Raw genomic sequence first — 18,186 nt, forward strand, 5'->3', positions numbered from 1 at the left:
ACTCCTTTCTAATTGTTATAAGTTTATCATACCGCTTACATGTGATTTCCGTATGAACTCGAAAAGGAGATTAAAACAAAAAAGCTTTGAGGAATTTCCTCAAAGCTTTTATTTATTAGTAACGAATTAAGAAATATTTCTTCTTACCGCGGCGAATGATTGTGAATTTACCTTCGATGCGGTCGTTTTCTGTTACAACGTAGTCTAATGCTTGTGTACGCTCACCGTTTACGTAGATTGCGCCGTTCGTTACATCTTCACGTGCTTGACGTTTTGATGGAGAGATTTTGCTTTCTACAAGTAAGTCGATTAATACTGTATCTTCTGCAGTACGTTCTACAGATGGTACGTCTTTGAATCCTTGTTCGATTTCGCTTGCAGTTAGTTCTGCTACAGAACCGCTGAATAATGCAGCTGAAATTTTAATCGCTTGCTCTAATGCTTCTTCACCATGAACAAGTTTTGTCATTTCAGAACCTAATGCTTTTTGTGCTGCACGTTTTTCTGGCGCTTCAGCTACTTGCTTTTCAAGCTCAAGAATTTCTTCATGAGATAAGAATGTGAAGTATTTTAAGTATTTAACAACGTCGCGGTCATCTGTGTTAATCCAGAATTGGTAGAACTCGTAAGGAGTTGTTTTCTCTGGGTCTAACCAGATTGCGCCGCCTTCTGTTTTACCAAACTTCGTACCGTCAGATTTAGTAACAAGTGGAATTGTTAAACCGAATGCTTTCGCATCTTCTTCTGATTTACGGATTAATTCAAGACCAGCTGTAATGTTACCCCATTGGTCACTACCACCGATTTGCAGACGACAATTATGTTGTTGGTATAAGTTTAAGAAGTCGTATGATTGTAAAATCATGTAACTAAACTCAGTGAATGAAATACCAGTTTCTAAACGAGATGCTACTGTATCTTTTGCTAACATATAGTTTAAACCGAAGTTTTTACCGATATCGCGTAAGAATGAAATTACATCTAAGCTACCAAGCCAGTCGTAGTTGTTAGCCATCGTTGCTGGGTTGTCCACGTTTTCAAACTCTAAGAAGTTTGAAAGTTGGTTTTTAATGCTTTCTGTGTAGTAAGCAACTGTATCTTTCGTATTTAACGTACGCTCTGCTTTTTTACCACTTGGATCACCGATCATACCAGTACCACCGCCAACAAGTGCGATTGGTTGGTGACCAGCTAATTGGAAACGACGTAACATTAATACTGGTAACATATGACCAATGTGTAAGCTATCTGCTGTCGGGTCGAAACCACAGTACAATTTAACGCTTTCTTTTTCTAATAATTGCTCAAGGCCCTCAGCATCTGTTTGCTGATTAATTAGACCGCGAAATTCAAGATCTTGTAAAATACCCATATCCTACATACTCTCCTTTAAGTTCATTACTGGCGTGAAAGTTGAAAACATAAAAAAATCGCCCCTTCAAATAAGGGACGATTTTGATTATCGCGTTACCACCCTAGTTGCAGGCAAAAAAAGCCTACCACCTTATTTACATAACGGCTTAGCACCGTCTTTTCCCTTTTGAATAAAATTCAATCGAAAAAAGATGCTCTAGGGGCGTAATTCGCGATCATCTATGTGCTGATTTTCACCGGCCATCAGCTCTCTAAAACAGGGAAATGATCACTACTTCTCCCTTTCCACGCTCAATTATTCATATACTTTTCTTTATACCATCATTTATATAGGCATGTCAAATAGAGGTGGAATTTCACTTCTCTCCAATCCTTTACAACGTCGCAAAGAGTAATTTATTAGATATAAAAAAGCCTCCCTCATCTATTCTTTCATAAATGTATACAGACGAGGAAGGCACTTCGTTCAAATATTATTTTAGTTTTTTTATAATCTTTGCAGGATTCCCACCAACTACTACATTATTAGGCACATCTTTCGTTACGACAGCACCAGATGCGATCACCGCATTGTCTCCAATTGTTACACCTGGATTAATAATTGCTCTTCCGCCAATCCATACGTTATCGCCAATTGTAACTGGTTTTCCGTATTCTGATCCGCTTATACGCTCAATTGGATCAAGTGGGTGCGTTGCTGTATAAATGTGGACACCTGGAGCTAACATACAGTTCACTCCGATTGTTACCGGGCATACGTCTAGAATCGTACAGTCAAAGTTCGCGTAAAAATTTTCACCGACATGAATGTTATAGCCGTAATCACATCTAAAAGAAGATTCAAGATGAATATTATCTCCTGTCGTTCCGAATAATTCTTTTACGATTTCGCTACGCTCTTTCAATTGCTCTTCTGACGTATCATTTAATTTTCTCGTTAATATACGCGCTTGCTCTCTTTCTTGTACTAAAACTAGATCAGCCGGTATGTACATTTCTCCTAGTATCATCTTTTCCTTTTCTGTTTTCATCATACTATCCCCTTTAACTTGTATATATAAGTTCATGATATCATAAAAAAGAAAGGCCTGAACATTTTTCGTTCAGACCTTCCTCTCTTAATCTTCCATCGTTGATAAGTCACCTGTTGGTAAATTCAGCTCCCACGCTTTTAATACGCGGCGCATAATTTTACCACTTCTCGTTTTCGGTAATTTATCTCTAAATTCAATTTGTCGTGGCGCTGCATGAGCTGCTAGGCCTTTCTTTACAAATTGACGAATTTCTTCTTTTAATTCATCAGATGGTTCGTATCCTGCTCGAAGTGCGATAAATGCTTTAATAATTTCGCCGCGCACCGGATCAGGAATACCAATTACACCAGCTTCTGCAACAGCAGCATGCTCGATTAATTTACTTTCTACTTCAAACGGACCAACGCGCTCACCTGACGTCATAATTACATCGTCAATACGTCCTTGGAACCAGAAGTATCCATCTTCATCCATATAGGCAGAGTCGCCTGATACGTACCAATCTCCCGGCATGAAATAAGATTCATATTTTTGCTGGTTATTCCAGATCCCACGCATCATAGATGGCCAACCTTTCGCAATTGCTAAGTTACCCATTGTGTAAGGAGGCACTTCATTTCCTTCATTATCAACAATCGCTGCTTTCACACCTGGAATTGGTTTACCCATTGAACCTGGACGGATTTCCATACAAGGGTAGTTACAAATAACTTGTCCACCTGTTTCTGTCATCCACCACGTATCATGAATACGAAGTCCAAATGCGTTCATACCCCAGCGAATTACTTCTGGATTTAACGGCTCACCAACGCTTAATACGTGACGAACTTGTGATAAGTCATATTTTTTAATTGCGTCTTGTCCAGCTCCCATTAACATACGGAATGCTGTTGGTGCGCTGTACCAAACCGTCACACCGTAATCTTGCAGTGCTTCATACCAAGCTTCTGGACTAAAGCGTCCACCTAAAATAACGTTTGACGCTCCAACTAACCACGGTGCGAAAATACCGTAAGCTGTTCCAGTTACCCAGCCCGGGTCAGCAGTACACCAATATACATCGTCTTCTTTTAAATCTAATACCCACTTCGCCGTTTGATAGTGCTGAACCATTGCGTTTTGCGCATGAAGCACACCTTTTGGCTTACCAGTAGAACCAGACGTGTAATGTAGAATCAAGCCGTCTTCACGGCCTAACCATTCAATATGTAATTCTTTTGAAGCTTGTTCAAATAAAGGATTGAACGCTACCGTTTTACCGCCTTCTTCTACATTATCTCCAACAAGGAAAACTGTTTTTAAAGCCGGTAAATCATTTAATGGTACGCGCTCTAACAATTCAGGCGTTGTAATTAACACCTTTGCTTCGCTATCTTCTAAGCGATCGCGAACTGCGCCTTCCATAAATGCTTCAAATAGCGGTCCAACAATTGCTCCTAATTTCACTGCACCTAAAAGTACGAAATATAACTCTGGAGAACGTGGCATAAAAATAAAAACGCGATCGCCTTTTTCTACATCGCCATAATTCTTAAGGACGTTTCCTGCTTTATTAGAAAAATCCTTCATTTCCTTAAATGTATATTTCTCTTTTCGCGATCCATCTTGATAATAAAGAGCTACTTTATTCTTTCGATCGGATTTCGCATGCTTATCAATTGCCTCATACGCCATATTTACTCGGCCTGTTTCATTCCAAGTAAAGTTTTTATTAACCTCTTCCCAGTTAAAATTCGCGTATGCCTCATCATAATTCGGCAAATTATTTTCTCCTTTAATGACAGGAAGCGTTTCTACTTTCATACTTTACATCCCCCTCCTATGTATTCTATTATCTATTATAATGACATTATTTAAAATTTTCAGTATATTTGTTGATTTTTAGACAAATTTTTAATGACAAATTTCGATTCACATCGCATATATTATAAAGTACGATATTAATAGATTCACAAACCCTCAAGGTGGTGAGCAATACATTGATTCATAAAAAAATATATAATGCTAGAAACTTAAAAACAGCGAAAGGCACTTTAATTATTGAAGGTCCTGTCTCTACACATAACTTAGAAATGTATGAGTTTCATCCAGACTTAATTGCGTTTCGTCCTGCCGAACAACAATATAAAGCAATTGTCGAAATTTCTAAATTACCAGAAGCTCGTCTCATTATTGCTAGACATGACCAAACAATTGTTGGATATGTTACATACTTGTATCCTGATCCACTTGAACGATGGTCAGAAGGAAAAATGGAAAACTTAATTGAGCTTGGGGCAATTGAAGTAGTCCCAGCCTTCCGCGGGAGTTCTGTCGGAAAGAACTTACTAGAGGTTTCTATGATGGACGATTATATGGAAGATTACATTATATTGACGACTGAATATTATTGGCACTGGGATTTGAAACAAACAGGATTGAATGTGTGGGAATACCGAAAAGTAATGGAGAAGATGATGAATGCTGGCGGGTTACAATGGATGGCTACAGACGATCCTGAAATTTGTTCACATCCTGCCAACTGTTTAATGGTCCGCATCGGTAAACGCGTTGATACGGATTCTATTCAAGCTTTTGATCGTCTACGTTTTCACAATCGTTTTATGTATTAATAAAGGGGGCAACTGGAATGATTGTAGAAGAAATTATGAATCAAAATGTAGTTACATTACATCCAAACGATACAATCGAAACAGCAATCCGAACGATACGCACGAAAGGCATTCGGCACATTCCAATTGTCGATCAAAATAATCACGTCGTAGGCATTATTTCTGATCGGGATGTAAGAGATGCAAGTCCGTCTATTCTAGATGAACAAGTTTCACTCGATATGCTACAGCAACCGCTCGAACTTATTATGAAACATCCTGTTATGACTTGCCATCCTCTCGATTTTGTTGAGGAAATTGCTACTTTATTTTTTGAAAATAAAATTGGCTGTCTTCCTGTTACAAAGGCCGGGAAGTTAGTTGGAATCATTTCTGAATCTACAGTACTGCACACATTAGTAAAATTAACAGGAGCACATCAACCAAGTTCGCAAATTGAAATTCAAGTAAAAAACGAACCTGGTATTCTTGGAAAAGTCGTTGCTATTTTTAGTGATTTACAAATAAATATCGTGAGCGTTCTCGTCTACCCAGCAAAAGACGAGAATGATAAAGTACTCGTTTTCCGCATTCAAACGATGAATCCTCTAAAAGTGATTGATGCACTTGAAGCAGAAGGTTACCGCGTATTATGGCCAAACATCATGGGGATGCAGGCATGAGTAGCGCGTTTATTTATTCGGATGACTTTCGGGGCTATTCATTTAGCCCTGATCATCCTTTTAACCAACTGCGCGTCACACTTACGTATGATTTATTACAAAAGGGCGGTTTCATCTCTCCCTCTCAAATCATCTCACCACGGATGGCTACAGATGAAGAGATTGCCTACATTCATACAGAGGAGTACATAAATGCGGTAAAACGTGCTGGAGAAGGAAAGTTAGAAAAATCAATTGCGATGACATATGGACTCGGAACAGAAGATACACCAATGTTCCCAAATATGCACGAAGCAAGCGCATTGCTCGTTGGTGGTACGTTAACAGCTGTCGATGCTGTTCTTTCCGGAAAAGTAAAACACGCACTTAATTTGGGCGGCGGCTTACATCACGGCTTTCGCGGCAAAGCATCTGGCTTTTGTATTTATAACGACAGTTCTATCGCAATGAAATATATTCAAAAGAAATACGGTTTACGCGTCTTATATATTGATACAGATGCTCATCACGGTGATGGCGTACAGTGGTCGTTTTATGATGACCCTAACGTATGCACCATTTCACTGCATGAAACTGGTCGCTATTTATTCCCTGGAACTGGCGCTGTAAACGAACGTGGACAAGGTAATGGTTATAGTTATTCTTTTAACGTTCCACTCGATGCTTTTACAGAAGATGAATCGTTCTTAGAAGCATATCGAACTGTTGTAAAAGAAGTTGCAGCGTACTTTAAACCGGATATTATTTTAACGCAAAATGGTGCTGACGCACATTATTATGACCCACTTACACATCTTTGTGCGACAATGAATATTTACCGCGAAATACCGAAGCTCGCTCGTGAAATTGCTAATGAATATTGCGACGGTCGCTGGATCGCTGTCGGCGGCGGTGGCTATGATCACTGGCGCGTCGTTCCAAGAGCTTGGGCACTCATTTGGCTCGAAATGAACAACATCCAAAACATCTCAGGTTATCTCCCTCCAGAATGGATTGCAGCTTGGAAAGGACAAGCAGAAACAGAACTTCCCCTCACATGGGAAGATCCAGACAACATGTATAAACCTATCCCCCGTAAACCAGAAATTGAAGAAAAAAACGCATTAACTGTAGCGAAATCCCTTGAAATTATTCGGAATAATATGACAAAATCTTTATACTAACGAAAAGGAGGCTCGTTTTTGAATAGCCTCCTTTTATTTGAAGTTTGCTATTATTGTCGTTTTCTGTCGGTAAGTCGATATATGTTAATAATCGCTGATATATTCCGAGTTACGCCGATATATTTTGATAATCGCTGATATATTCCGAGTTGCGCCGATATATTCTAATAATCGCTGATATATTTTCATTTCATAACAGTCTGGCCCAACTTTTATGAGAAAAGGTCGTGATATTATGTGGACACAACAAATAATCAACACGAAACGCGGTACATTTGAACTCTTTACAAAAGGAAATGGCGAATCGCTTTGTATTACACATCACTATTCACAATTTAATGAAACTGGTGATTACTTTGCGGATGTTTTTACTGCTACGCATCGTGTATTTCTCATTAATTTACGAGATACTGGTCGCTCTGTAACCGCCCAGTCAGAAAACGAATTAAGCATGATTGAAACAATCCACGACTTAGAAGCCATACGAGAAGCATTACAACTTCCAACATGGCATTTCGCCGGTCATTCAACAGGTGGTATGCTTGGACTTTTATATGCGATTACATATCCAAATTCCTTACACTCATTAGTCATAGCAGGCGCTGCAGCAAGTAACTATACCGAAACACCATTTTGCATTTATCACCCAGCACATCCACAGTTTCATTATATGCAAAAACTCATCGAAAACTTAAAAAGCCCTCACCTTACAAGTGAAGAACGAAAAGAACTATCTACTGAGAGAACAAAATTATCATTGTTTAAACCAGAAAACTACAACTCTTATTTTTGTAAACCAATCAACAAAACAATGTCCATTAGCCGGATGAATGCTTTCGCCAATGAATATCCTTCATTTGATTTAAGAGAGTATTTACCTTTCATCCAAACAAAGACACTTATTATATGCGGAAGATATGATGTGCAGTGTCCTATTCAATATTCCATCGAGATACATGAGGGTATATGCGATTCTACTTTTGTGACATTTGAGGAGAGCAACCATTATCCTTTTTTAGAAGAAGCGCCCCTGTTTACTTCTACTACTCAAATATTTTATAAATCGTTACGCCAGTACCGTTATTATTAAGGAAAGCTCACAGTCTCTATAAGACTATGAGCTAAATTTTCAGAAGAAATATTTCGTACTATATAAAAATAAAAGATAAAAGGAAAAGAGCACCAAACCTACATCAAACAACACTGACTTTTTATCTCCTTCTTTTAAACCTATCGTAATATTAAAAATGCTTCTAACTATCCAACCTAATACTAAAAATAACCAGCCGAAATGATCATTTGTATAATCTTTATCATAAAACATTTGTATTGCACCAATAATCAATAAGATAAGTACGATATTAGTTCCAATCTTTAAAGCCTTGTTTGATTTATTATCTTTTAATATATCCCCCAAAATATAGCACGCCCCTCATGCTCTCCTCTGTTTTGTTTCTCTTTACATTTTAACATAAATTACCTATTCCTTCCTTTCCATTTGAATAACATACAAAAAAACCTGCCAATTACTCGGCAGGTATATTACACATTAAAACGATAACCAGCTCCCCATACCGTTTCAATATATTGCGGGTGAGCAGGATCTCTTTCAATTTTTTCACGTAGCTTTCTAATGTGGACGACAACAGTGGCTAAATCCCCAGCGGAATCTAATCCCCAAATGCGTTCAAATAACTGTTCTTTATTTAATACTTGGTTTGGATGTGTGACAAAGAATGTTAATAAATCAAATTCCTTCGTTGTAAACGCCACTTCTTCATTGTTTATAAAAACTTTTCTCGCTCGTTGATCGATAGAAATTCCGTGAATATATAACGTATCACGTTGCTTACTTACATTTCCTAATAATCTTTCATAACGGGCAATATGTGCTTTTACTCTTGCGACTAATTCACTCGGGCTAAACGGTTTCGTTATATAATCATCCGCTCCTAATCCGAGTCCGCGAATTTTATCTATATCTTCTTTTTTTGCTGAAACAAGTAGAATCGGAATATCTTTTACAGCACGTATTTGTTTACAAATTTCGAATCCGTTCATTTTCGGAAGCATAATATCTAAAATAATTAAATCATAGTCTTCTTGCAGAGCTGTTTGTAAACCTATTTCTCCTGAATGCTCTACATCAACTTGGAAATCATTAATTTCTAAATAATCTCGCTGTAATTCTGCAATACTTACTTCATCTTCTATTAATAAAATTCTTTTCAATTTACTCACCACATTCCTCTACTTTTTCCAATGAGAAGAAAATGCTTGTGCCTTTCCCAAGCTCGCTTTCCGCCCAAATTTCCCCGCCATGTTCTTCAACAATTTGCTTCGCTATCGCTAAACCAAGTCCACTTCCACCTGTGCTAGAATTCCGCGATTGTTCTGCACGATAAAAACGTTCAAAGATATACGGCAATGTATCAGATTCTATACCTGATCCGTTGTCCATCACTTTCACAATAACTTTATTATTATCACTCGATACTGTTACAGTAATTTTCTTCTCTTCTTTATCCATGTATTTCACACTATTATGAATTAAATTTGATATAACTCTATTGATCTTTTCGCAATCAGCCGTTACATATAGTGGTGATGCATGTAACTGTAGGCGCACTTCTATATCTTCTTCACTTAAATCCATCTGCATCTCTTCTATTAATTCTTGCATAAACGTATTCAATTCAACTGTTTCAAACTGGAATGGAACTCGATTCAAATCGAGCTTCGAAAATAAAAATAGTTCATCAATGAGTGTGTCCATATGTTTTGCCTTCGTATGGATAGTTGTTAAATACTTATCCATTTTTTCTGGCGTATTTGCTACCCCGTCCTTTATTCCTTCTACATATCCTATAATTGATGTAATCGGTGTTTTTAAGTCATGAGAGATGTTTGAAATAAGCTCTTTTCGATTTTCTTCATACTGTGTTTGCATCTCTATCGATTCTTTTAATCTCTTCCTCATTTCCTCAAACCCTTGATTTAATTGCCCTATTTCGTCGTGTGATGTAATTGGTATTTGAAAATCTAAATTTCCTTCTTTAATTTTCTCCGTTGCGCCTTTCAATACAAAAATTGGTTTTATTACACTTCTTGAAACGAGGTAACTTAATAATCCAATGAGTAAAATGGCTAGTAGTAAAAGCGATACGAATAAGATTGGAAATAATTTTTGTGTAAGATCTACAAATGAACTTTGCTTTTTTAATACAAATATACTTCCCTCTTCTTCCTGAGGAAAATAAAAATCAAACTTTACATATCGATAAAATGTATCGCCTAGTTCCGTTGTACCACGACTATTAATATTTGCTGATTCAAATTTCGGAAGGGCTTCTTTTAAAGAAACACTTTCAAATACGTTTGAAGCATATGAAAGTGTTTCTCCTTTTCTTACTACTATTTTCACACCCTCTTTTTCTATTGCTGAGACAAACGACTCATCTAACAATTGAGATTGATGCTGTTTGGCTGCTGACTTCAACTCAAGATAGGCATTCTCTTCTTCTGGTGTAAGCGGCTTTTGAATATAAGAACTTTTATAGAAATTTTTCACTGCTTCCAAATCACCTGTTATCGAAAAAACGATTAAAAATCCCGCGACTAATATAAGCGTAATGGAAACGAGGATAACAGCAATATAAGAAAATAAAAACCTTGTTTTAATAGACATATCTTAAATCCTCACTTTATCAAACCTTATTATTTATAAGCATAAAAATATATGTTCAATTACTCAAGCGATTTTATAGTAATTTTAGCGTCAGTTTATAAAAATTTAATGTTCCTATTTTACAGTTGAAATTAGGAGGTTGAAATTCCATGTTCAAAAAAACATTCAGTATGATATGTTGCGTAATTTTTTTACAAGGATGCTCGCAAGAACAAGAAGTAAAAAAGGAGATGATAAACATGGAGACTGCACTACTAGCAGCTACTGAAAAAAATGAAACGAATACTGTTATATCTTTACTAAAACAAGGCGCAAATATAAATGCGATGGATAATCAAGGACGCACTCCGCTTATGATTGCTACATACAAAAATAATGTAAAAACCGCAAAGGCTCTTATCGAAGCTGGTGCTGACGTAAATATCCAAGATGACATGAAAAATAATCCCTTTCTATACGCCGGTGCGGAAGGTTACTTAGACATTTTAAAACTAACAATTGATGCTGGTGCAGATCCTACGATTACAAATCGTTACGGCGGAACAGCTCTTATCCCAGCTTCAGAACATGGCTATATTGACGTTATAAAAGAACTCCTCACTCGAACAAATATCGATGTAAACCATGTCAATAATCTCGGTTGGACAGCTTTAATGGAAGCCATCGTACTAAATAACGGAAACGAAACACAGCAACAAGTCATTCGCCTTCTTATTGAGCACGGTGCAGATGTAAATATTCCAGACAATGATGGTGTTACCCCGCTAGAGCATGCTCGCGCTCATCACTTTGAGGAGATAGGGAAGATTTTGTTAGAAGACCGTAAGTAAAAAGCTAATTTTTGCCTTCCTCCCCCACCCTATGCTACATTTAAGCCGTTACATTACTATTAATAGGGTGGGAATAAAAATGAACAAACCTAAAATTGGGATGATTGGACTTGGAAGTATTGCGCAAAAGGCCTATCTTCCAACACTTACAAAAGAAACTGATTGGAATTTTGTAGGGGCGTTTACACCTAACGCACAGAAAAGAAAACAAGTTTGCCAGCAATACCGAATTCAAGACTTTCATTCTATTGAAATGTTAGCTTCGGAATGCGATGCAATCTTCGTTCATAGTTCAACTGCATCGCATTATGAAATCGTTTCTGAACTTCTAAAAAAAGGGATCGACGTTTATGTTGATAAACCGCTAGCAGCTACAGTGGAACAAGCTGAGCAACTAGTCGAGTTAAGCGAGAAGTATAACCGAAAATTAATGGTCGGATTTAATCGCAGATTCGTTCCTATGTATGTCGCTGCCAAAGAACAGGCTCATGATATTTCATGGATTCGAATTGAAAAACATCGTACAAATAAAGTCGGGCCATATACGTACGACTTCACTATGTTAGATGATTATTTACACATTGTAGATACCGCTCGCTGGTTAGCTAATGATGACCTTAACGCCGTTCACAATATGATGCAAATCAATGAAAAGAATGAACTTCTTTACGGACATCATACATATACAACTCCAAGTGGACTATTACTTTCTACTGCAATGCATCGCCATGCCGGTACTAATTTAGAACAAATTGAACTTGTAACGACAGGAAAAATCATTCGCGTAAAAAATATGAATACATTTGAAATTGAACAGGAAAACTCAGTTTCACAAAGTGGTTCCCCATCATGGGATACGACGTTAAAACAACGTGGTTTTGAAGATGCTGTTCATCATTTTATTGAGTGTGTACAAGGCGATACAAAGCCCGTTGTAGATGGATTAGAAGGATTAAAAACGCAGCAACTGTTGCAATCTCTACTAGATGATGTAAATAAAAATTAAAACGGATACATTTTTCAGAATTTACTTTCATTCCCATTCCCTCTTTATTTCTCTCATAAATTTCTATAGAATATGTTGATAGGAATTATAAATTTCATAATGAATCGTGGAAAGGATGGGATTAACACATGTGGAACGAGTTTAAAAAGTTCGCTTTCAAAGGGAATGTAATCGATTTAGCTGTCGGGGTTGTAATCGGTGCTGCATTCGGTAAAATCGTTAGTTCTTTAGTAAAAGATATCATCACACCATTACTTGGTATGGTATTAGGTGGCGTTGACTTTACAGATTTAAAAATTACATTCGGTAAATCATCTATTATGTATGGTAACTTCATCCAAACTATTTTTGATTTCTTAATTATTGCAGCTGCTATCTTTATGTTTGTTAAAGTTTTCAACAAACTAACATCTAAAAGAGAAGAAGAAAAAGAGGAAGAACTTCCAGAACCAACAAAAGAAGAAGAACTTCTTGGCGAAATTCGCGACTTACTAAAACAGCAAAACTCTTCTAAAGATAGAGCATAATTGAACGGATAAAAAGGCATGTCCCTCGGGACATGCCTTTTCTATATGCTATAACGTTTCCGAATTCATATGAATAAATAAAATAATACCAGCAACCACAAGTACCATAATGCTACCTGCAAATAGTGTAATACCAATAAACATTAAACTTGTGCTCATATCTACTGATACACTTTCAATAAAAATAGAAATTACATACGTGATAAGGGCAATTCCTGCAAGAATACTTCCTGGAACAAATCGCTTTAAACCATTTTGTTTTAACGTCATATATGCAAAAATAGCAGTCATACAAAGCGTAATTATCCAAAGAACGATCATCTCTTTTCCCCCCTCACAAGCCTTTTCTTTCTATTATACATGACATTGCCCTATAATAGTTAAATTTGCACTTATGTGACATATAACAAGGAATAGCCCCATCTATAGCGAAGGCATTATAACATACACTTATACAATAAGGAGGCTTTCATTTGGAATATACTACTACATGTAAATTAGAGCTATCCGAACGATGCGATTATGTTACGATTGACTTAGACAAACAGTTTTTTTACATAGAAGTTGTAAATTTACAAAGTAATATAACTGTACTAAAAATATCAATTAACTTGCAAAAAGACGAAACGATGGTAGAGGGAAATATAATTCATTATGATACTTTGCACGTAGATGCATTATTACAAGAATTGAAATATGTTGCTCGAACATGTATTGATCACAATTTAAAAAACCAAAAGGAACTGTTCGCATTTTTAGAAGAAAATTAGCTCCAACAAAAAAATGGTTATTTTTTCTTTTTATTGATATAATTGTTATATAGAAATATTCTTTATAAGGGAGTGTTCATAATGATTTGGATTTCACTAATCGTATTAGCTTATTTCATCATTCTCGTCCCAATACAGTACAACTACATTAAAATGCTCAAAGAAAAACAGAAAAAAATGAATGTCTCACAAAACGAACTATATGACAATATGTCTTATGAAGAATCCCAAGTACATTACCATTATCAAAGTAACGTATTTACAATACCTGCTTCGCTTGTCGCAAGTATTATTTATAAAGTGAAACATGCAGCATAATATGTACGCTGTAAAATTATTGTTTGAGTCTGTTCATTGTAGTGAGCCTAATTCTACGAAAATTGATGGGCATTATGAAGAGAATCACAATACACTTTTTGAAGAAAGCATTATTCTTGTTAAAGCAAACAGTTTAGAGGATGCTCACGAACTTGGTAAAAAAATTGCTATGCAATCTGAAGATACGTACGATAATGTGTACGGTGAGCAAATAACGTGGAAGTTCCGAAAAGTGTTGCATGTGTTTGAATTAGACAATACACCATTTGAAACCGGAAAAGAACTGTACGCAAGATTTTTACACGTTAAGAAAAATAAAGCGGTGGATACAGTCGTACAAAAATACTATCCTGAATCCGAATAAAAGCTCACAGCAATCGCTGTGAGCTTTTTTATACTTACTTCGTTGAATCTCTAAATTGGATACGGTGAGGTAAGATAACAGTGTGATCTTCCACTTTTTCTTTGTTCATATACTTTGTTAATAAACGCATTGCTACTGCACCGATATCATACATCGGTTGAACAACTGTTGAAAGCTGCGGACGAACCATTAATGCAAGACGTGTATTATCGAAACCAAGTACTTCTACGTCAGTTGGTACGTTTAATCCAGCGTCTTGTGCTGCATGGATTACACCTAGTGCCATTTCATCAGAAGACACGAAGATTGCTGTTGGCTTTTCATCATTGCTCCAAAGCTTTTCGAATGCTTCGATACCTGAGTCATATGTGTAATCTCCATCGATTACAAGATTTTCATCATATGAAATACCTGCTTCTTCTAAAGCTTTTTTATAACCTTGTAACTTCTTCGCGCTTCCCGCTTTATCAATGAAAGGACCAGAGACGAAACCGATACGTTTATGTCCTTGCTCGATAAAGTGCTTCATTGCATCATAAGCTGCTTGTGTATAATCAATATTTACTGATGGCGTTTCATTTTGCTCATCAAATGACGCTGCTAATACAATTGGTACTGGAGATTTTTTAAATTCTTCAATGTGAATGTCTGTAATATCTTCACCCATGAAAACAATTCCGTCCACTTGTTTTCCAAGCATCGTATTTAATAAATGGAACTCTTTCTCTTTGTTTTGATCAGAGTTACTTAAAATGATGTTATATTTGTACATTGTTGCGATATCTTCAATTCCACGTGCAAGTTCTGCATAAAACGTATTTGAGATATCAGGAATAATAACACCTACTGTAGTTGTCTTCTTACTTGCTAGTCCACGTGCTACCGCATTCGGGCGGTATCCTAAACGATCAATTGCTTCTAATACTTTCTTTCTTGTTGTAGGCTTTACATTTGGGTTACCGTTCACAACACGAGATACGGTAGCCATTGAAACGTTTGCTTCGCGCGCTACATCATAGATTGTTACGTTCATCTCATCGCACACTCCTTCTATTTTTGTTATCTATTTTTATGTATCGGTTACTTGAATGAAAAAAAGACATCAACTCTATTTGCAGATGCCACCAATCGTCCCGAGTTCTTCCTTTTACTAATGATACGATAAAAACGCAGGCTCATACAATATTTTCCCGCAAAAGTTTCGAAAAAATTCGCTTCTTTTCTCGTATTTTCGTATTTTTTATGAAAAAAGGGCATTTTTTGTAAAAAAATAGATGTTTCCTAAGTAAAAATCTTATTTTAAGCAGTACGATAGTAAATGAAATTTATATCGGCGATTTTTCGAATATATCGACTGTAACTCGAAATATATCAGCGATTTTCCAAATATATCGACCGCAACTCTAATTATATCAGCGATTTTTTAAATATATCAACTTACCAACAAAAATCGACAATGACAGTCGCTATACAATAGGAGAAAGCTGTTCCAAAATGCCTTTTTGGAACAGCTCATTAAAAGTTTTTATAATTTACTTCCAAATGATTTTAATTCATTCATAAAATCATTGAACTGCGGTATATTCATTTGCTGCGCCGCATCTGATAAAGCTACAGCTGGATCTGGATGTACTTCAGCCATAATTGCATCTGCACCAATTGCCATCGCTGCTTTTGCAGTTGGTAAGAGAAGGTCACGTCGCCCTGTAGAATGCGTTACATCGACAACGACAGGTAAATGTGTTTCTTTCTTTAAAATCGGCACAGCGGAAATATCAAGCGTATTACGCGTCGCTCTTTCATACGTGCGAATACCTCGTTCACATAAAATAATGTTCCCATTTCCCTTTGCCATAATATATTCTGCCGCATTAATGAATTCTTCAATCGTTGCTGATAGACCACGTTTTAATAATACTGGTTTATTTACAGCACCAGCTGCCCTTAGCAAATCAAAGTTTTGCATATTGCGAGCACCAATTTGAATAACATCAACGTAATCTAATGACATCTCAATATCATTCGGATTTAAAATTTCACTAATAACAGCCAAATCATATTCATCTGCTACCTGGCGCAAAATTTGTAATCCCTCTAATCCAAGACCTTGAAAATCATACGGTGAAGTACGTGGTTTGAACGCACCACCACGCATTAATTTCAGACCTTGCTCTTTCATTGCTTCAGCAACTTGACGTACTTGTTCATAACTTTCCACTGCACACGGTCCCATAATAAAATGCTGATTTCCGTCACCAATTTTTTCACCATTAATTTCAACAATCGTATCTTCTGTTTTTTTCTTACGAGAAACAAGTAATGCTTTACGATGATCATCTTCTTGTAATTCTAAACCAGCTTGAAAAATTTGTTTGAAAATATGTTGTAAAGTCGAAGTTTCAAATGGACCATTATTATTCTCTGCAATTAAATCCAGCATATTTCTTTCACGTACAGGATCAAAACGTTTCACACCTTGTACTTCTTTTAAATTACCAACTTCTTGTACGAGACGACCTCTTTCGTTTAGTAACTCTAATATTTGTAAATTAAGTTGATCAATTTCAGAACGTAAACGACCTAATTGTTGTGATGCCATAAGAAAGCCACCTCTTTCAAATTCCTATATGTTACTTTTTTAAGATAACTTATTATAGCTGATACATATACGATTGTCACACGATATACAGCAATGAATTACTATCAAAAAACATTGTATATTTTCATTTAAAATAAAAAAAAGACAGTTTACATACTGTCTTTTTTTACAAGAAGGAAACAAACGGTTTATCACTGTTTTTCTCTTTTATAATAACGGCCTCAATTTTACTCTCGGACTTAATCTGTAATTGTACTTTCGCATCTTTAGGCAATTTGTCTAACATGCCTTGAGCAGCCAATTGGGTAAGAGCCATTAATTCTGTTTTACCGTTATATTTAATAACAATATTCATATTTAATGTATCCATTTGATCTTTCTTATAAGAAACTTTAGCGTTGACTGGAATAAAATCTCCATTAGAAAAACCTTTTATTTCCTTAGCAAAGTTATTTATTTTTGTATTATCTTCTCCATGTGCTTGTGTAAATTCATCAGAAGGATATGAATACGACTTTTCATCAATTGTACTCCAATTTCCAAGGTTCGTATCATTCTTTTGAACAGTAGCACTAGCAATATACGTACCATTTTTTAAAGAACTAGTACTTTCTTGCTTAAAGATAGCAAACGTAATTGGAGATTTGTTATACTTATCATTTTTGTTAATAGCTTCAATAAGTTGTTTAGCAACTTCAGTCCCTTTAGACATAGCTTCTTCATTCGATACACTTGAAGACATAGCTAAACCTATCATAACACCAGATAAACTTAATTCATTTGAATTCTGTTTTCCGAAATAGTCTTGTTCTATAATATTTGTCAAAACTGGCGCTTCTACTTTCGCAACTAGTTCATCAACTAGTTTCTCTGGAATATACTGATTTAATTGCAGTACGTGACTCTCTGTATCAAATTGCTGCGTTGCAATATTTATTAAACCATTTTCATACTCTGCTAAATCTAATTTAGAATTTGTTTTTATATTAGCTGTATTAATAACCTTTTGTTCTTTTAAAGGAATAACAGTTCTATAATAATCTTTAGAAACAGCAGTTCTCGGAATCATACTTTTTTCTTTTGTATCTTTTTGTATAACTTCATCCTTCTTACTAATCGTATTACTATTGTTACTACAAGCTCCTAGTAATAAACTTACGACTGCGAAGGATAATGCCATTTTCTTCATTACTTAAAACCTACTTTCAACAATCTAGTTATTTAGTTTGAACTATTAAT

General features: G+C 36.0%; 20 protein-coding genes and 1 other annotated feature. Of the genes, 10 read left to right on the forward strand and 10 right to left on the reverse strand.

The annotated features are described in order from the left end of the window. Positions 1–115: 115 nt before the first annotated feature. The 3 genes from tyrS to acsA all read right to left on the reverse strand — a co-directional run bounded on the left by tyrS (position 116) and on the right by acsA (position 4,211). Complete coding sequence (gene tyrS / locus MKY21_RS23425) at positions 116–1,372, reverse strand: tyrosine--tRNA ligase (protein WP_000512092.1); 1,257 nt, start codon at positions 1,370–1,372, stop codon at positions 116–118. A gap of 70 nt (positions 1,373–1,442) precedes the next feature. After that, positions 1,443–1,671 (reverse strand) — a binding site (T-box leader). A 176-nt stretch (positions 1,672–1,847) separates the two neighbouring features. Further along, the gene (locus tag MKY21_RS23430) at positions 1,848–2,408 is read right to left on the reverse strand and encodes a maltose acetyltransferase domain-containing protein (RefSeq protein ID WP_002001062.1); all 561 of its coding nucleotides are present in this window, start codon (positions 2,406–2,408) and stop codon (positions 1,848–1,850) included. 84 nt (positions 2,409–2,492) lie between these two features. Then, positions 2,493–4,211 (reverse strand): acetate--CoA ligase, encoded by a 1,719-nt coding sequence (acsA, locus tag MKY21_RS23435; RefSeq protein WP_098686540.1) that lies wholly within the window; start codon positions 4,209–4,211, stop codon positions 2,493–2,495. 176 nt (positions 4,212–4,387) lie between these two features. Here acsA and acuA point away from each other — a divergent pair, with 176 nt between their 5' ends. From acuA to MKY21_RS23455, 4 genes are all read left to right on the forward strand, one after another. Continuing rightward, the gene (acuA, locus tag MKY21_RS23440) at positions 4,388–5,020 is read left to right on the forward strand and encodes an acetoin utilization protein acetyltransferase AcuA (protein ID WP_000581388.1); all 633 of its coding nucleotides are present in this window, start codon (positions 4,388–4,390) and stop codon (positions 5,018–5,020) included. A 17-nt stretch (positions 5,021–5,037) separates the two neighbouring features. Next, positions 5,038–5,682, forward strand: a complete 645-nt coding sequence (locus MKY21_RS23445) for an acetoin utilization AcuB family protein (protein WP_000634583.1) — start codon at positions 5,038–5,040, stop codon at positions 5,680–5,682. Beyond that, positions 5,679–6,845: an acetoin utilization protein AcuC gene (acuC, locus tag MKY21_RS23450; protein ID WP_000092807.1), complete on the forward strand. Its 1,167-nt coding sequence runs from the start codon at positions 5,679–5,681 to the stop codon at positions 6,843–6,845. Before MKY21_RS23445 ends, acuC begins: the two co-directional genes overlap by 4 nt. Before the next feature lie 214 nt (positions 6,846–7,059). Continuing rightward, positions 7,060–7,935 carry an alpha/beta fold hydrolase gene (locus MKY21_RS23455; RefSeq protein ID WP_341077470.1) on the forward strand — a complete coding sequence of 292 codons (876 nt, stop codon included), beginning with the start codon at positions 7,060–7,062 and terminating at the stop codon, positions 7,933–7,935. A gap of 39 nt (positions 7,936–7,974) precedes the next feature. On the opposite strand, the gene MKY21_RS23460 is transcribed toward MKY21_RS23455, so the two are convergent. The 3 genes from MKY21_RS23460 to MKY21_RS23470 all read right to left on the reverse strand — a co-directional run bounded on the left by MKY21_RS23460 (position 7,975) and on the right by MKY21_RS23470 (position 10,533). Continuing rightward, positions 7,975–8,262 (reverse strand): hypothetical protein, encoded by a 288-nt coding sequence (locus tag MKY21_RS23460; protein ID WP_144574438.1) that lies wholly within the window; start codon positions 8,260–8,262, stop codon positions 7,975–7,977. 125 nt (positions 8,263–8,387) lie between these two features. Further along, a complete protein-coding gene (locus MKY21_RS23465; protein WP_001986686.1) occupies positions 8,388–9,077 on the reverse strand; it encodes a response regulator transcription factor in 690 nt (229 codons plus the stop codon). Between the two features lies 1 nt (position 9,078). Then, the gene (locus tag MKY21_RS23470; RefSeq protein ID WP_137074514.1) at positions 9,079–10,533 is read right to left on the reverse strand and encodes a sensor histidine kinase; all 1,455 of its coding nucleotides are present in this window, start codon (positions 10,531–10,533) and stop codon (positions 9,079–9,081) included. 149 nt (positions 10,534–10,682) lie between these two features. On the opposite strand from MKY21_RS23470, the gene MKY21_RS23475 reads away from it, so the two are divergent. From MKY21_RS23475 to mscL, 3 genes are all read left to right on the forward strand, one after another. Then, positions 10,683–11,363: an ankyrin repeat domain-containing protein gene (locus MKY21_RS23475; protein ID WP_341077474.1), complete on the forward strand. Its 681-nt coding sequence runs from the start codon at positions 10,683–10,685 to the stop codon at positions 11,361–11,363. Between the two features lie 79 nt (positions 11,364–11,442). After that, entirely contained in the window at positions 11,443–12,369 is a 927-nt protein-coding gene (locus tag MKY21_RS23480) for a Gfo/Idh/MocA family protein (protein ID WP_341077477.1), read from the forward strand. Between the two features lie 128 nt (positions 12,370–12,497). After that, positions 12,498–12,896 carry a large-conductance mechanosensitive channel protein MscL gene (mscL, locus tag MKY21_RS23485; RefSeq protein ID WP_000267003.1) on the forward strand — a complete coding sequence of 133 codons (399 nt, stop codon included), beginning with the start codon at positions 12,498–12,500 and terminating at the stop codon, positions 12,894–12,896. A gap of 48 nt (positions 12,897–12,944) precedes the next feature. Here the strand turns inward: mscL and MKY21_RS23490 are convergent, their stop codons facing one another. Further along, a complete protein-coding gene (locus tag MKY21_RS23490; RefSeq protein WP_000636590.1) occupies positions 12,945–13,217 on the reverse strand; it encodes a DUF3917 domain-containing protein in 273 nt (90 codons plus the stop codon). 152 nt (positions 13,218–13,369) lie between these two features. Between MKY21_RS23490 and dhp61 the strand changes: the two genes are divergently transcribed. From dhp61 to MKY21_RS23505, 3 genes are all read left to right on the forward strand, one after another. Further along, positions 13,370–13,666: a protein Dhp61 gene (gene dhp61 / locus MKY21_RS23495; RefSeq protein ID WP_016118734.1), complete on the forward strand. Its 297-nt coding sequence runs from the start codon at positions 13,370–13,372 to the stop codon at positions 13,664–13,666. Between the two features lie 81 nt (positions 13,667–13,747). Then, the gene (locus tag MKY21_RS23500) at positions 13,748–13,984 is read left to right on the forward strand and encodes a DUF3949 domain-containing protein (protein WP_000637899.1); all 237 of its coding nucleotides are present in this window, start codon (positions 13,748–13,750) and stop codon (positions 13,982–13,984) included. A 1-nt stretch (position 13,985) separates the two neighbouring features. Continuing rightward, complete coding sequence (locus tag MKY21_RS23505) at positions 13,986–14,348, forward strand: DUF4288 domain-containing protein (RefSeq protein ID WP_016118735.1); 363 nt, start codon at positions 13,986–13,988, stop codon at positions 14,346–14,348. A gap of 34 nt (positions 14,349–14,382) precedes the next feature. On the opposite strand, the gene ccpA is transcribed toward MKY21_RS23505, so the two are convergent. From ccpA to MKY21_RS23520, 3 genes are all read right to left on the reverse strand, one after another. Beyond that, positions 14,383–15,381 carry a catabolite control protein A gene (ccpA, locus tag MKY21_RS23510; RefSeq protein WP_001103297.1) on the reverse strand — a complete coding sequence of 333 codons (999 nt, stop codon included), beginning with the start codon at positions 15,379–15,381 and terminating at the stop codon, positions 14,383–14,385. A gap of 492 nt (positions 15,382–15,873) precedes the next feature. Continuing rightward, the gene (locus MKY21_RS23515; protein WP_000168204.1) at positions 15,874–16,947 is read right to left on the reverse strand and encodes a bifunctional 3-deoxy-7-phosphoheptulonate synthase/chorismate mutase; all 1,074 of its coding nucleotides are present in this window, start codon (positions 16,945–16,947) and stop codon (positions 15,874–15,876) included. 166 nt (positions 16,948–17,113) lie between these two features. Continuing rightward, positions 17,114–18,136 carry a CamS family sex pheromone protein gene (locus MKY21_RS23520; RefSeq protein ID WP_000738031.1) on the reverse strand — a complete coding sequence of 341 codons (1,023 nt, stop codon included), beginning with the start codon at positions 18,134–18,136 and terminating at the stop codon, positions 17,114–17,116. Positions 18,137–18,186: the final 50 nt, after the last annotated feature.

Origin of the sequence: Bacillus sp. FSL R9-9497 (assembly GCF_038005805.1) — a bacterium.
In the GTDB taxonomy this organism is placed as follows: Bacteria; Bacillota; Bacilli; order Bacillales; family Bacillaceae_G; genus Bacillus_A; species Bacillus_A cereus.

Bases quoted from the DNA above. Each gene is read 5' to 3' on its own strand.
- acuC (WP_000092807.1), top strand. From the start codon at position 5,679: ATGAGTAGCGCGTTTATTTATTCGGATGACTTTCGGGGCTATTCATTT.
- MKY21_RS23475 (WP_341077474.1), top strand. From the start codon at position 10,683: ATGTTCAAAAAAACATTCAGTATGATATGTTGCGTAATTTTTTTACAA.
- MKY21_RS23430 (WP_002001062.1), bottom strand. From the start codon at position 2,408: ATGATGAAAACAGAAAAGGAAAAGATGATACTAGGAGAAATGTACATA.
- MKY21_RS23500 (WP_000637899.1), top strand. From the start codon at position 13,748: ATGATTTGGATTTCACTAATCGTATTAGCTTATTTCATCATTCTCGTC.
- tyrS (WP_000512092.1), bottom strand. From the start codon at position 1,372: ATGGGTATTTTACAAGATCTTGAATTTCGCGGTCTAATTAATCAGCAA.
- acsA (WP_098686540.1), bottom strand. From the start codon at position 4,211: ATGAAAGTAGAAACGCTTCCTGTCATTAAAGGAGAAAATAATTTGCCG.
- MKY21_RS23480 (WP_341077477.1), top strand. From the start codon at position 11,443: ATGAACAAACCTAAAATTGGGATGATTGGACTTGGAAGTATTGCGCAA.
- mscL (WP_000267003.1), top strand. From the start codon at position 12,498: ATGTGGAACGAGTTTAAAAAGTTCGCTTTCAAAGGGAATGTAATCGAT.
- MKY21_RS23490 (WP_000636590.1), bottom strand. From the start codon at position 13,217: ATGATCGTTCTTTGGATAATTACGCTTTGTATGACTGCTATTTTTGCA.
- ccpA (WP_001103297.1), bottom strand. From the start codon at position 15,381: ATGAACGTAACAATCTATGATGTAGCGCGCGAAGCAAACGTTTCAATG.
- MKY21_RS23470 (WP_137074514.1), bottom strand. From the start codon at position 10,533: ATGTCTATTAAAACAAGGTTTTTATTTTCTTATATTGCTGTTATCCTC.
- MKY21_RS23520 (WP_000738031.1), bottom strand. From the start codon at position 18,136: ATGAAGAAAATGGCATTATCCTTCGCAGTCGTAAGTTTATTACTAGGA.
- MKY21_RS23455 (WP_341077470.1), top strand. From the start codon at position 7,060: ATGAGAAAAGGTCGTGATATTATGTGGACACAACAAATAATCAACACG.
- MKY21_RS23505 (WP_016118735.1), top strand. From the start codon at position 13,986: ATGTACGCTGTAAAATTATTGTTTGAGTCTGTTCATTGTAGTGAGCCT.
- MKY21_RS23445 (WP_000634583.1), top strand. From the start codon at position 5,038: ATGATTGTAGAAGAAATTATGAATCAAAATGTAGTTACATTACATCCA.
- MKY21_RS23515 (WP_000168204.1), bottom strand. From the start codon at position 16,947: ATGGCATCACAACAATTAGGTCGTTTACGTTCTGAAATTGATCAACTT.